Consider the following 14,879-nt stretch of genomic DNA (forward strand, 5'->3'; position numbering starts at 1 on the left):
GCATCAAGATGTAAACCTTACAGTCAGATTACTTTCGGATAATCAGTTTCTTCGTCAACTGTCCATTAGCCGTGCGCAGGCTTATCGCATAAATACCGCTTGGCAGGTCTGCGGTTTCCAGGCGCATCTGACGGGCGCCACTTGGGAAGCGTACCTGCTGCAGCAGTTGGCCCTGCAGGTTGAAGAGCATGACATCCGCCTGCTGTTCCACAGGGCGGTCCAGTTGAAGCGTCACCTCATCCCGGGTAGGGTTGGGGAAGAGCGACAAATCGTTGTTCAGCCCTTCTTCCATGGTGTTCACTACCGCACCTTCACTGATTACGATGTTAAAGGTTTCGGTGCCGATGAAGCCTCCGTCCGGATTCTCCAGTATGAAGACGAATTCATCCAGCTCTGTATCGCTGCCATCGTGTACATAAACAAGGTTGAGCGACTCGATGGTCTCCTGTGTGAAATGATCATTGACGGCCAGCTCAAAGCCACCGCGGAACAGTTGCCCGTGCTCCGGAAGCGTAATGATTCTGTACTTGAGCTGTGCGGCGCCATAGGTTTCGTCTGAAGCGCTGAGCTCAGCGGTGGTAACGGTATTGCCACCCCCCGGAGGTACGTTGAGCGGTTCATTGGTCAGCAGGCTCGGCTTAGCAGGTTCCGCTGTAGCACAGAATTCGATAGACCAGCTTTCGATAGCGCCACCGCCGCCGCTGCCAACAGCTTCTACTTTTAGTTGCCATTCGCCGGCAGTGCCTTGTCCGTCAAAGTCGGAGAGGCTGCCTTCCGGCTGAGCAATCTGGCCTGTTAGTGGAGGGCAGTTGATGCCAAAGGGCGCTTCGTCGTCAAAGCCAAGGCGGATCAGTCCCGTACTCAGGCAGTTCTGATCAAAGAGGAGGACCTCCGTGTTTTCCGGGCTGATCAGCGATACCTTCAGGTTATTGACCGGCTGATAGGAAATCTCCACATCAGAAAGGTTGATGTCACTAATGGTCCCGTTTTCGAGTATATCCAACCGTGAGATTTTCACATTGGCATTAGAGCTGATGTTAATCGGCAGGTCTGAAGCCGCGTAGTCTTCACAGGAAATGCTGGCTGTACGGAAGACAAAAGGATCAAGCCATTCTCTGGGGCCACACTCCTCGCTTACCGGGCGAATACGCCAGTAGAAAAACTGATTATTGTCAAGAATAAGATCGTCAGGTACGAAGTCTGTCGTTTCCACGATATTGCTTTCAGTGTAGATGACGGCATCGCCGAAAGCCGGGCTTGTAGCCAGCTCGAAATCATAAAGGTCGGCATCCGGGACCTCATTCCAGCTAAAAGGCGTGGACAAAACTATATCTGCCGAGCCATTGGCAGGTGACAGCATTTCAAGTTCGGAGAAGTCGTTGGAAATCGTAGACAAATTCAGGAAACGTACGGCGGGGGGCAGGCTATCTGTTATCCCCGTGATTTCCAAAGAGAAGGTGTCTTCCACAAAAGTTCCCCAGTCAATCGTCAGGGTTGTGGCGTTACCTGGCGCCACCGGATTTTCGCTAAAGGTTACGGTGGCTTCAGCAGGCAGGTCGCCATCTAAGGATAGCGTGATCGGCTGATCAAAGCCAAGGAAGGCTTCGGTACTGATATCAATGGACGTCACCTCAGGCAGGCATATCGGGCTTACAGACTCAGGGGTGAGTGTCAATGCGAAACCCGGTACCGTTGCAGGGGCGATTTCGAAGTCTGCATTGGAGATATCAAAGAAAATATTGTCAGCGGCTTCTACCCGGATGCGTGCGTCCGTAGAAACGGCATCGGGAACGGTAATGAAAGCGCTGCCATCGTTAGGTGTGCCTTCCAGCAAAGTGAAAGGATAGGTCTGCCCGCCATCTACGGATAGCTTGATATCGACGTGGTAGCAGCGCACCCGGTTGTTGTCGGTATTGGCTACATCCCAGCGTACTTCCTGATAATCGCCTACAGTCCAGACTACCGTATCGGAGTTAGGAATCTGAACGCGGAATGGACCGGAGGTTTCGTCCGATTTGAAGGCTACGGCATCCCATACGGCATTTCCGCCCTGAGGGTTGTTGTCCCGAACGGTGCAGCGGAAGGTCAGGTTACGCCCGTAGTCAGGCAGGATTTCGGTGTTATCGAAGTTGTTACTGATGATTTTATTGAGCCTTGGGAAAACCCGGGTTGGGGATTCTACGGGAGAGAAGGACCGGAAGAGCGGGCTGTCCCCCTGAGGGTTGCCCAGGCCAACATCGTTAGGCCCAAGGTTGTACTGTTCCCAACAGTAGGTGATAGCATCTCCATCGGGGTCTGAACCTTCTGCGGTTAATTCAAAAGGAGTACTCAGAGGTATCCAGAACCCGTCTTCTAACGGGATTTCCACAGTAGGCTCTGCATTGGTAGTAGGCGTTTTTGTGGGGCAGTTGTCGCCATTACCTTCCCGGGTGTAGTTGAAAATTTGTTGCAGTGACGCGGTATGATAGTGGTCATCGGTCATATCGGTAATGTTGTCATCCGGGGAGCAAATGCCCGCATAAGCCATAATCGTGCTGCCACTACCGGGTTCGAATGCGGTGGCAGCAGTTACGTTCTGACAGCTGTTCATGGTGTGGGTTGCACTAAATTGGTGCCCAACCTCATGCGCGATGATATCAATCACAAACGGGTCGCCTTCTGGCAGGGTAATGCCGGATACACCGTTGGCTTTGTTGGTATTACAGGCAGAGCTCAGAGAAGCTACACCATTGCCCACAAAATCATTGTGCACATTGAGTACGTGCCCGATATCGTAATTGGGCAGGCCTATGTTGGAATTGATGGCTATGCCCACCTGGCTTAGCAGCTCTGAAGTATTTCCGTTGGAAAGGTTGTCTGTTGCAGGATCGGTAAAGATGATCAGGTCGTTATTCTCGATGAGTTCCAGGCGAATGGATGCATCCCGCTCCAGGACCTGATTTAAACGGTTGACCTTGAGTGCGATAGCCTCCAGGGCATCTTCCACTGTGCCGCCATGATACTGCGTGTACTCACCGGTAGCAGCCACTGCAAACCGGTAGGTGCGCAGGGTCGCTTGTGCCAGCAAACCCCGTTCGCTCACCTGGTCATCCTCAGCAAACCCCGCTTCCGCAGTATGGTCTTCCACTTCACAGGTGAAACCCTGGTACAGTTCAGTATTGGGGTTCTCTCTGGTGGCGTAGGTGATGTAGGCCGGACCGGCCTGATCAATGTAAACGCGGCCATTATCCGAAAAAATGGTAGCATAAAAGCCCTTCTTCGGGCCAAAACCCAACCGGATAGACTCGCGTGGATTTTCAGGGTTCCACCCCCGGAAGGTCTTGATGGCAGGGTAGCGTTGTGCAAGCCCTGCTGCCATAACTGGGGTTTCCACTACACTGAATGCCTTCAGGGTGCCGTCTGGCATTGGCATCAGGAGCTCAAGAGGTGATTCATCCGTGAACTCAGCTGGCGCTGTCCGCAGTGCCGTTCTGATACCCTGTAGATTGAGGTCGAAAGCCTCATAGTTGTCAACTTTGTATTGCCGTTGTTGCAGGGGTTGCTGCAGTACTGACCGCGATTCAAGGGCGGTCCAGAAGTTCTGCTGCCCAATGGCTGGAAACAGCACAGAAAGCAGAAGCAGATAAGTAAGCGTAAATCTCATTTTTAATGTTTTTTCAATTGATAGACAAATTCAAAGCGTAGCAGTTCTCAGAGGAGTGGAAAAGTAATCTTATTTGTTCTTTAGACCGGGGCTATGTATCATGACACCGGGCAGTGCGTACAATACTGCCCGGTGTTTGTTTTTTAGGGACTACTGTACCGCTATTTTGCGGCTGACCGTGCCTTGCTGCGTTTGTACGTTGAGGAAGTAAATCCCGCCGGGCAGCTGACTGATGTCCAGTTCTAAGGTGCCGCTGACACTATTGAGAGCCTGCTGTGTAAGCATTTGGCCCTGCAGGTTGATCAACCGTAGCGCCACCGGCCCTTCCACCGCTTGCCCGAATGCGACATTCAGCCGGTCGGTTGCCGGGTTAGGGAAGACTTTGAGCGTTTGGTCCAGTTGCTGATCAAAAGTGCCCACTGTGGCATCCTCATCAATTTGAATGCTAAAGGCCTGGGTGGGAATCCATCCGCCCTCAGGGTTTTCCACAATGAAGGTGAACCCATCCGTGTCGGTATCGCTGCCATCATGGACGTAAGTCAGGTTGAACAGGTTGATGGTCTGCTGGGTAAATTTGTCGCCAACGCTGAGCAGGTCGCCACCACGGAAAAGCTGGCCGTTTTCGGGCAGGGTAACAATAGTGTACTCAATGTCTTGAGGAGTATTTACACTATCCTGTACTTCGAGCTCGTTTATCGTGATGGTATTTCCGCCACCGGGAGGCACTGCCAGGATTTCGTTCCGGATCACGGTAGGTGAAGATGGCGTTACTGCGGCACAGAACTCCAGCCCCCATTTTTCCAGTGCACCCCCACCCGTACCTTGCTGCAGGATCTCAATCTCGAGCGTCCATTCCCCAAAGGTGTCCTCTCCGTCAAAGGCAGTGAGGGGCTCGTGCGGCTTCACGGGGATCGTAGTAATCGGTGGACAGGCGATGGAGTTCGGGGCTTCATCGTCAAAAGAAGCCCGGAGCAGTGGTGAACCGAAGCAGGACTGGTCAAACAGGACCACGCGGGTACCAGCCGGACTGATAACCGTTACCCGAAGCACGTTGACGGTTTGGTAAGGAATCTCCAGGTTGTCAATATTAATGTCGCTGATCGTGCCGCTCTCTGTGATGAAAATTTTTGAAGTCCGTACCCCGGGGTTGTTGGAAAGGGTTACAGGTAAGTCAACCGGTAAGTTGTTTACACAATCCACGGTGGAAGTCCGAAACGCGGAAGGTTCAAGATAATCGCCCGGGCCACAATCGTTCTCCGGGCGTATCCGCCAGAAGTAGAGCTCGTTTTGTTCAAAAAAGCCAGCTGGCTGATATGCTGCATCGGTCAGTCCGGAAGCCTCTTCAAATATGGTCGACTCCTCAAAAGTGGGGCTGGTCGCAATCTGAATATCATACCGGTCGGCGCTCGGTACATCCTGCCAGCTAAAATCTGTGCTGAAAACAATACCAGATTGACCGTCCACAGGCGTGAGCATTTCCAGTGCCGAATAATCGCTGGACAAAGTGATCACGCGAATCTCCCGCAAAGAGGTATCGACACCCGGTATCACAGCCTGAACCATCAGGTTGATCGTATCTCTTCCCTGGTTTGGTGCGATATCCAGATTCAGGAAGGCAGATTCGCCCGCCGTAACTGTATTTGACGTAAAGCTTGCTGAAGAACCAGCGGGGAGCTCGCCGATAAGGCTCAGCGTCAGGGTGCTGTCAAAACCAAGGATGGAAGTGGTACTTACCTCTATGCTCAGTGCCTCGCTGGGCAGGCAGACCAACGGGAAGGTGGCAGGCGATACATTCATCGCATAGCCTGGTTCTGTAGCCGGCTCGATCGCAAAATCGAAGTCGTTGATGTCGAAGAAAATATTGTCGGAAGCTTTGATTTTGATCCGTGCATCGTTGGTTGACAGGTCTGGGACATCTACAAAAGCCGAGCCATCATTTGGCGTAGCTTCCAGTAGGGTGTATGGATAAGTAAATCCACCGTCCACAGACAGCAGCACATCCACATACTGGCAGTTTACCCTTGGGTTAGTGGTATTGGCGACATCCCAGGTCACTTCCCGGTACTCGCCACCGGTCCAACTCAGTCCTGTCTCATTGCCCGTCAGCACTACAAATGGCCCGGCTGTTTCGTCTGACCGGAATGCCACAGGCTGCCAAATAGTCGATCCATGATTAACATTATTGTCGCGTACGACGAATTGAAAAGTCAGGTCACGGCTATAGGTCGGCAATACTTCGGTGTTATCGGGATCGTTGTTGATAATCTTGTCTATTCTGGGGAACACCCGGGTATTTCCATTTGCAGAAGGGGGGAAGGAACGGAAAAGCGGCGCATTGCCAATTGGTTCGCCTATAGGTGAAACCGGGCCGAGGTCAAATTGCTCCCAGATGTAAGTGAGGTTATCTCCGTCTTCATCGGTAGCCGTCGCACGGAGCTCAAAGGGGGTGGAAATGGGGATGAAAAACCCGCTCTCATAAGGCATTTGTATTTCCGGTTCATGGTTTTCAGTAATGGTTTCCGTACCACAGGTGGCACCGGTACCCATTCTTGAATACCCGATCAGATCTTCAAGGGAACCCACATTATAGTAAGGATCACGGAAAGCAATATTCTGGTTGCCACAAGCACCAGCGTAAGACATGATGGTGGTTCCGCTGCCCGGCTCGTAAGCGTTGGCAGAGGATAGCTGATCCATGTTCCCGGGGCAATTGCTCCAGCTATGGCCTACAGAGAATTGGTGGCCGACTTCGTGAGCCAGGGTGCCCTGTGCAGTGAATACGAGGTTGCTGGAAGAAAAGCAGGTTACGGCCCTGCCTTTATTGAGAGTACAAACGCCCCCACCGGCTACGCCACCAACATCCGTGCAGCCACCGGTAAAAATATGACCAATGTCGTAGCTGTTAAGCCCAATCGCTCCATTCAGATACCCGGCGATTTGTCCCAGAAGCACCAGGCCTTCATTAGCGTTTTGGAAGGGGTCCGTGCCCGGGTTAAGGTGGATCAGCTGGTCATTATTAGGTACGAGCTCCATACTGACTGAGCCCTCGGTTTGGAGGACTTCATTCAACCGGTTGATGATGGTGGCATAGCCGCCAAGCACATCATCCATTGTGCCGCCCTGATTCTGAGCGAACTCACCGGTACAGGCCGCTGCCAGGCGGTAGGTCCGAAGCGGGAGGCTGGCACCGGAGAAGCTGCGGAAGGATAAAGCTTCCGGATTGCTGTTGCGGGGTTCTTCGCCAAAGTGTTCCTCGTGCATTTGATCATTAAACCCGCATGAAGCATCTGTAAAGGCATCAGGAGCTACATCCTTTTTGCTGTAGAAGGCATAATGCCGAACCTGCCCGGATGCATAAGGCTCAATGTAAAATCTGCCCTCCGGGGTTCTGATGCCAACTGTAAGCCCTTTGTTCGTGACCTCAAAACGGGCAGAAACAAAGGGATGGATCTTACTTATGGCGGTGTAAGCTTTGATGTGAGGGTACTTTTCAGCCAGTTCGGGCGCCATGATCCGGGATTCCACTACCTCAAATGGCTCTACTGTACCATCCGGAAGGGGCAGTTCCACTTCCGCCGGATTGTGCTGTGCAGCTGCGGTGAAGGCAAGTGGTGCATTAGCAACCTGCTGAATAAAAGACGCATAATCTAAAGCCAGCGTGCGGTATTGCTTTGCCGGGATCGCAACTTCAGCTCCCGGGGCGAGCATGATGCTTTGTTCACTGATATCAGTCCACAAGCTGGACTGTGCGTTCAAAAAAGGGAGTGCAAAAAAGCAAAGAAGAATCGTGAAAATGGGTTTCATACTTTTACAGTTATGCTGTCATGGCCGATATCAAAAACATAGGGTATAGCCTTGAAAGAAGTACCGGGCAACGGTCAGCCGCCCGGTACATTTGAATTTGTTTTACTGTACAGCTACTTGTCTGCTGACCAACCCCTTCTTCGTCTGAACGGTAAGGAGATAAATGCCCTTTGGAAGTTGATCAACATTTAACGTAACGGTACCACTAATACTGTTGTATGCCTGTTGATTGACGACCTGTCCCTGCAAATTGATCAGTTGCAACGATACGCTGCCGTCGATAGCTTGCCCGAATGTCACATTCAATACATCCTGAGTAGGGTTCGGGAATACCTTGAGTGTTTTATCCAGCCCCAGGTCTGAAGTGCTAACCGTCGCATCTTCGTCAATCTGAATGCTGAAGGTCTGAGTGGGGATCCATCCGCCCTCAGGGTTTTCCACAATGAAGGTAAACGCATCCGATTCCGTATCGCTGCCGTCGTGTACATAGGTCAGGTTGAACAGATTGATGGTTTGCTGGGTAAACTCGTCCCCTACGCCCAGCAGGTCGCCACCGCGGAAAAGCTGGCCGTTTTTAGGCAGGGTAACAATAGTATATTCGATATCCTGCGGAGCACTTTCACTATCCTCTACTTCCAGCTCATTCACTGTGATGGTATTGCCACCACCGGGAGGCACCGCCAGGACTTCGTTCCTGATAATGCTTGGTGAAGATGGCGTGATGGCCGCACAGAATTCCAGCCCCCATTTCTCCAGCGCGCCACCGCCCGTACCTTGCTGAAGGATTTCAATTTCCAGCGTCCATTCCCCAAAGGTATCTTCTCCGTCAAAGGCAGATAAAGGCTCGTGGGGCTTCACGGGAATAGTGGTGATAGGAGGGCAGGCAATCGGGTTCGGGGCTTCGTCGTCGAAGGAAGCCCGAAGCAGTGGAGAGCCGAAGCAGGACTGGTCAAACAGGACTACGCGGGTACCCGCAGGGCTGATGATGGTTACCCGAAGGCCATTGACCGTTTGGTAGGGGATCTCCAGCTCATCTATATTGATATCACTGATGGTGCCACTTTCAGTAACAAAAATCTTGGAAGTCCGTACCCCTGGGTTGTTGGAGAGGTTGACAGGCAAGTCTACCGGCAGGTTGTTTTCACAGTCTACACTGGAAGTCCGGAAAGCAATAGGTTCCAGGTACTCTCCCAATCCGCAGTCATTCTCCGGGCGTATCCTCCAGAAGTAGAGTTGGTTCTGATCAAAGAAACCTTCCGGCTGGTAGGCTGCTTCGGTGAGCCCAAAAGCCTCTTCAAAGATCGTCCCTTCCTCAAAAGTCGGGCTGGTAGCAATCTGAATATCATAACGGTCAGCGCTGGATACGTCCAGCCAGCTGAAATCTGTACTGAAGACGATGCCGGATTCTCCATCAACGGGCGTAAGCATTTCCAGCTCTGAGTAATCGCTGGACAAAGTGATGATCCGGATCTCCCGCAAAGAAGTATCCACACCGGGAATCATTGCCTGCACAAGAAGGTCAAGGGTATCTCTGCCCTGGTTGGGGGCGATATCGAGGTTCAGGAAGGTTGATGCGCCTATGGCTAGTGTATCTGAGGTGAAAGTAGCAGAAGAACCCGCCGGCAGTTCGCCTACAAGGCTCAGCATCAATGTGGTGTCTAAGCCCAGGATGGCGCTGGTACTGATTTCGATACTCAAAGCTTCGCTTGGCAGGCATACCAATGGGAAAGTAGCAGGTGCCACACTCATGGCGTAGCCCGGCTCGGTAGCTGCCTCAATCGTAAAGTCAAAGTCATTGATGTCGAAGAAAATATTATCAGAGGCCTGTATACGGATACGGGCATCTTCGGTGGCTATATCCGGTACATCTACAAAAGCCGAGCCATCGTTTGGCGTTGCTTCCAGCAGGGTGTACGGATAGGTGAACCCACCATCCACAGAGAGCAGCACATCCACATACTGGCAGTTGACGCGTGCGTTGGTGGTGTTGGCTACATCCCAGGTTACCTCGCGATAGTCTCCTCCGGTCCAGCTAAACCCGTTTTCATTGCCGGTCAGCACCACAAAAGGGCCGGCCGTTTCGTCCGCTTTGAATGCAACAGGTTGCCAAACGGCAGAACCATGGTTGACGTTGTTGTCGCGAACCACAAACTGGAAGGTCATATCCCGGCTGTAGGTGGGGAGTACCTCCGAAACATCATAGTTGTTATTGATAATTTTATTGAGGCGAGGGAAGGTCCTGGTGTGGCCGGAGGGTGAAGGTGCGAAAGTCCGGAAAAGGGGCGCATTGCCAAAAGGCTCGCCAATTGGAGATACCGGTCCGAGGTCAAACTGCTCCCATACATAGGTCAGGTTGTCCCCGTCTTCATCAGTAGCTGACGCACTTAATCTGAACGGTGTGGAGATGGGAATAAAGAAACCATCTTCATAGTCCATCTGTATGACTGGCTCGTGGTTGTCCGTAATGGTTTCTGTTCCACAGCTGGATCCGGTGCCTACCCGGGAAAAACCAATGAAGTCTTCCAGAGAGCCGATGTTGTAGTAGTCGTCGTTGTTGGTGACAATATTCTGGTTGCCACAAGAGCCGGCGTAAGACATGATGGTGCTACCGCTGCCGGGCTCGTAGGCGTTCGAGCTGGACAACTGCTCCAGAATCCCCGGGCAGTTATTCCAGCTATGGCCAGCGGAAAACTGATGACCGACCTCATGCGTAACAATCCGGTCCACAATAGCGACTACGTTGCTGAAGGAAAAACAGGTTACGCCCCGTCCTTTGCCGGGGGTACATACTGCGCCACTCACTACGCCGCCTACGTCTGTACAGCCACCGGTAAAAATGTGGCCAATATCAAAGTTGTTCAACCCAACTGCGCCATTGAGGAAATCCTGATTCTGTCCAAGCAGAGCGCCTCCCATGTTCGCATTATTGAAAGGGTCTGTGCCGGGATCAAGGTGGATCAACTCATCGTTATCGGGAATGAGCTCCATGGTAACAGAGACTTCCGACTGGAAGACCTCATTCATCCGGTTGAGGGCCACAGCATAGGCACTCATGACATCATCCATGGTACCGCCCTGTCCCTGTGCAAACTCACCCGTACAGACCAGCGCCATGCGGTAGGTACGCAAGGGTAAAGCCGCACCAGCTGTACTGCGGAAGGACAGTTCTTCTGACTCCCGGGTGCGCTCCTGATGGACTTCGGCCAGCATCTCTTCAGCATGATTGTCAAAACCACACGTAAGCTCGGGCATTTCTTCCAGCTGCTGATGGCGTTTGTAGTAGCTGATAAAGTACCGGTTCTGATGAGAAGCATAAGGCTCCACATGCACACGGCCCTCAGGGGTATTGATCCCTGCGCTTATCCCTTTGGTCGTTACCTCGAAGCGTGCCGTAACGAGCGGGCGGTCCTTGCTGATGGCGGTGTAGGCCTTGATGTAAGGGTATTTTGCAGCAAGCTCCGGCGCCATAATTCTTGACTCCACAACTTCAAACTTCTCTGTAGTGCCATCCGGAAGCGGGAGTTCAATTTCGGCAGGCGCATTCTGAGCTGCTGCTGTGAAGGCAAGTGGTGCATTGGCAATCTGTTGAACAAAAGGCTCGTATTCCAGCGCCAGGGTACGGTATTGAGTTGCAGTAATCGCGACTTCAGACTCCACAGGGAGCATGATGCGCTGTTCGCTAACATCTGTCCATAAACCAGACTGTGCCCCGGCAAAGCTGAGGACAAATAAACTAAGGAGAAAAGTAAAAAGTGATTTCATAATTCTACAGTTGTTCTGTAATGACCTTGATCCATAAATTCAGGGCCCGGCCTGATGATATAATTGCTGCACTTTTTCTGGCGCAGTTTAGTCTTACTTTCAGTGGGTTGTTTTGAGGGCTTTATTAAAAGAATTCTCCTCATATGCCGGGCTCAACGGAGTACGGCTCATCGGAAAAGTCCCGGTTTTAAGCAATAAAGTTTGGCAATCAGCGGGCGGCTTTCTAATGAATAGACACAAATTTACTAGTATTCACCTATTCCTGTAAAGAAGATACCAATATTGTTTGTCGGGATATGGCGTTCATTGGTAGAAAAAGAGGCGTTTTCAGGTCTTTGCTTACTCCAGTTCCACCCATTGGCCACTCAGTGGAAAGTGGATGAGGCAGCGGACCCGGGGCAGCCCAAGTACGGCCTTAATGCCACGCATAGCGAGAAATGCCCAGCCGCCCATTTTGCGCTGTGCCACAGCACCCAGTTTTCTGCCGTCATTCTGGTCATGCCGAAGGTGTTGTATGATGATGGCCTCATCAGGCTTTACTATTAAATGGTGCAGGTAGTCCTGAAAAAGCCGGCCTTTATAGAAGAAATGTAAGGGATACTGCCGGTAGTGGTCCCGGGGCTGTAATTGCCGGTCCAGCCCTTTATGCCAGGCATCGGCTTGTTGCAATATTGTGCGTGCAGGCAGGTGCTCGAGTTCGTAGCGTTGCAGAAAACGGAGTGCAACGCCCGTTCGGCGATCGGTATCGTGGTGCGGCTGATCGGCGAATAAAAAGGCGGTAACCGCGCGCAGTGCAGCTATACTGTCTTCTCCCTCTGACAACGCCATGGGCGTAGCGTAGGCATAAGCCGGGAGCGGATGCACGCGGGCGTCTTCCACCTGATCCTGCGGGAAGAGGTAATCAAAATACTCATGCCTGGACGGACCGGCAGGCTGGCTGAGGAAAGTTATCGCTTCAGCAGCGTCTGCTCCGGCTGGTTCAAAGCTCCTTTCGTAAGTGAAAATCTCTGCTTCGATATTAATGAATTCATCTGCCCAGCTCCACGGGGTTTCCACGTTGCCGGGCTCAAGGGTAGGGTGGGCTTCCTCTCCGGCATGCCAGGTGCGGTTGAGCCATTTGGCCGGGCTTTCACGGGTAGGGAAAATCAGGTAGTCCCGGGCCCGGGTAATGCCCACGTAGAGCAGCCGGGCTTCTTCTGCCAGTGCCTGCTTTCGGGCTCTGATACTGGCCGGGCTACTTTGCAGCTGCTCCTCCCAGTAGGTATTTTTGTACTGTTTGTCGTAAGGATTGACCCAGTATCGGAGCCACCGTCCTCCGAGTACGTTGCCGAGGTCCACATGATCAGTCTCTGAGATGATGTCAATGCCCCAGGGATCGGCTCTGAGGTTGTTTTCCAGGTCATGGCAGATGACAACAGGCCACTCCAACCCTTTGCTGCGGTGGTAAGTCAGCACATTGACCGCATCAGGCCCTTCGCCGGAACCCTGCAGGTCCTTGCCATCTTTTTCAAGGGCATTGAGCCAAAGCAGAAATCCACCGGTAGAGGCCGCTGAGTGCATCCGGTTGCAGGCAGATTCGTACTGTAGCGCGTACTTCCGCAGCACGTCTACATTGCTCAGGCGCTGCCGGGTGTTCCCCCATCGGGCAATGGTACGCCTGATCTGCAGCCGTTCCATGAGCAAGTCCAGGGTTTCTGCGCTGGATAGCTCCAGCGTATTTTTGCGCAGTAGCTTTAACTGCCGGATGATATCAGCTTCGGACTCCCAGGGTTGGAGCCCTTTCTCACGGGCTTCCCGGGCCGCGACGTAACTGAGCCGGCTTTCCACTATTGCTTCCAGGTCATGGCTTCCGTAAAGCATTAAAACCTCTGCTACCGATAAGTCATCATAAGGGTTGATCAGGTATTTCAGGCAGGCCAGAATATAACGCGCCTCCGCTGTACGCAACAGCCCTGCTCTTGAGATCGCCGCTTTGAGCCCGGCCTTGTGCAGGGCTTCCGCCATGGCCTGGCAATTGTTGTTGGACCGGCAAAGGATGGCTACATCGCCGGGGCGTACCTGTCGGGGCGTACCGCCTGATTTAGGCTCGGTGTAATGCCCTTTTTCCAGCCACTGCCGCAGCGTGTCGGCCAGGCAGTTTTCCATCCAGGGGCGGCCGGGCGCGCGTTTGCCTTCCTCCTGCATAAAATGCCAGTGTATCAACGGATAACCCAATTCGGCAGGTTCCGGGCCGTCGTTTTTGCAGTCAGGGTTGTTCTTGCCATCCCGGCAGCGCTTGGCTTTCAGGGCTACCTGCTCCTGAGGGAGGTCGGGGAAGGCTTTGGTGAACAGGGTGTTGGTCGTATTGACAATCAATTCGCGGGAGCGCCAGGAGAATTCCTGAATGTCTTTGGGGTCAATACCGCCCTGTTGCTGAATGATGGCTTGCATTAGCTCCGGGTCTGCACCTCTAAAGCCGTAGATCGACTGCTTAGGGTCGCCCACCCATACAGAGTAGCGGGCAATGCGGGAAAGTTTTAGGAAAATTTCGAGCTGAATGGGACTGGTGTCCTGAAATTCGTCGACCATCAAAAGGTCAATTTCAGCTTTCAGGACTTCTTTGATGGTGGGCTGGTCCAGGAGCTGATTGACCAGCGTCTCCATGTCTGTGTAGTCGATCAGCCCCCGTTTTTTCTTGTATTGGTCAAACTCTTCAATAGCGGCCTGCGCCAGGTCAAATAGGAGGTAGGTAAAGTTCTGTATGTCACGGTGGAAATCCGGGTGCTGATAGTGTTGGTAAGCAAATTCGAGAAGGTCTTCAGCATCCTCCCGGCTTTTGGCGCCCACGCCGAGCTTCGATATTTTGGCCCACTCATGCCAAAACAGGTGCCCGCGGTTCTCCAGAGTGCGTTGCATACCTTTGAGGGTACTTACAGCCCCCTGGGTCTTCTTGGTATGGTCCTCGTTGTGCTCCAGCCTGGAAATGGTAGCCTGAAGCAAGGTGCGCAACCGGTCCTCATAGCTTTCACCCTGCAGCGGTTTGGGGTCGCCAAGGAGTGCAAGGAAAGTCTCTACGGATTTGGCTTTGCTTTCCGATATAACTGTCACCGGGAAATTATTGGAGCGGATGATCTCGGTGAGCTGTTTGAGCACATGACGCCAGTCGCTGTAGCTTTGGGCAGTCAGGCCGAGCCGTTCGCTCAGGGCTTCCATCTGGTCTACCCGCTCCTCCGTCAGTACTGTTGCCAGCGATTGATTGAAAAGCTGCTGCTGGTCCTCATCGGCGATAATATCTACCTGTGGGGAAACGCCCGCTTCAAAAGCAAACCGTTGCAACAACCGGACGCCCAGGCTGTGGACGGTCCCGATCATGGCATTGCTCAGCTGATCTGCTTCGGCAGTACGGCCTTTGGCGAGCAGGCTGACGCGTACCCGTTCCTGCAACTCTGCAGCGGCCTTGTTGGTGAAGGTCGTAGCGATGATGCCACTGGCGCGAACATCTTTTTCCAGAAGTTCTGTCATTTCCTGTGTGAGGCGGTAGGTCTTGCCACTGCCTGCGCCGGCGGAGATAATGCGTAAATTCATAAAAATTCGTTTGCCTGCTGCTTTATGCCTGTGCGGGATCAAGATAGCGCGATCGGAGAGAAATTAAAAACCGGGCAGGAAAACATCGTGATTTCCTGCCCGGTAA

4 protein-coding genes are annotated in these 14,879 nt (G+C 52.7%); all 4 read right to left on the reverse strand.

Annotated features, from left to right (window positions below; translation table 11 throughout):
- Window positions 1-28 precede the first annotated feature (28 nt).
- A complete protein-coding gene (locus tag ACO08I_RS18245; protein WP_421946696.1) occupies window positions 29-3,643 on the reverse strand; it encodes a reprolysin-like metallopeptidase in 3,615 nt (1,204 codons plus the stop codon).
- A gap of 150 nt (window positions 3,644-3,793) precedes the next feature.
- Window positions 3,794-7,447 carry a reprolysin-like metallopeptidase gene (locus ACO08I_RS18250; protein WP_421946697.1) on the reverse strand — a complete coding sequence of 1,218 codons (3,654 nt, stop codon included), beginning with the start codon at window positions 7,445-7,447 and terminating at the stop codon, window positions 3,794-3,796.
- Between the two features lie 102 nt (window positions 7,448-7,549).
- Entirely contained in the window at window positions 7,550-11,209 is a 3,660-nt protein-coding gene (locus ACO08I_RS18255; RefSeq protein WP_421946698.1) for a reprolysin-like metallopeptidase, read from the reverse strand.
- Between the two features lie 339 nt (window positions 11,210-11,548).
- Entirely contained in the window at window positions 11,549-14,773 is a 3,225-nt protein-coding gene (locus tag ACO08I_RS18260; RefSeq protein ID WP_421946699.1) for a UvrD-helicase domain-containing protein, read from the reverse strand.
- Window positions 14,774-14,879 lie beyond the last annotated feature (106 nt).

The organism is Phaeodactylibacter xiamenensis (genome assembly GCF_965229835.1).
Lineage (GTDB): Bacteria > Bacteroidota > Bacteroidia > Chitinophagales > Saprospiraceae > Phaeodactylibacter > Phaeodactylibacter xiamenensis.

Bases quoted from the DNA above. Each gene is read 5' to 3' on its own strand.
- ACO08I_RS18245 (WP_421946696.1), bottom strand. From the start codon at position 3,643: ATGAGATTTACGCTTACTTATCTGCTTCTGCTTTCTGTGCTGTTTCCA.
- ACO08I_RS18250 (WP_421946697.1), bottom strand. From the start codon at position 7,447: ATGAAACCCATTTTCACGATTCTTCTTTGCTTTTTTGCACTCCCTTTT.
- ACO08I_RS18255 (WP_421946698.1), bottom strand. From the start codon at position 11,209: ATGAAATCACTTTTTACTTTTCTCCTTAGTTTATTTGTCCTCAGCTTT.
- ACO08I_RS18260 (WP_421946699.1), bottom strand. From the start codon at position 14,773: ATGAATTTACGCATTATCTCCGCCGGCGCAGGCAGTGGCAAGACCTAC.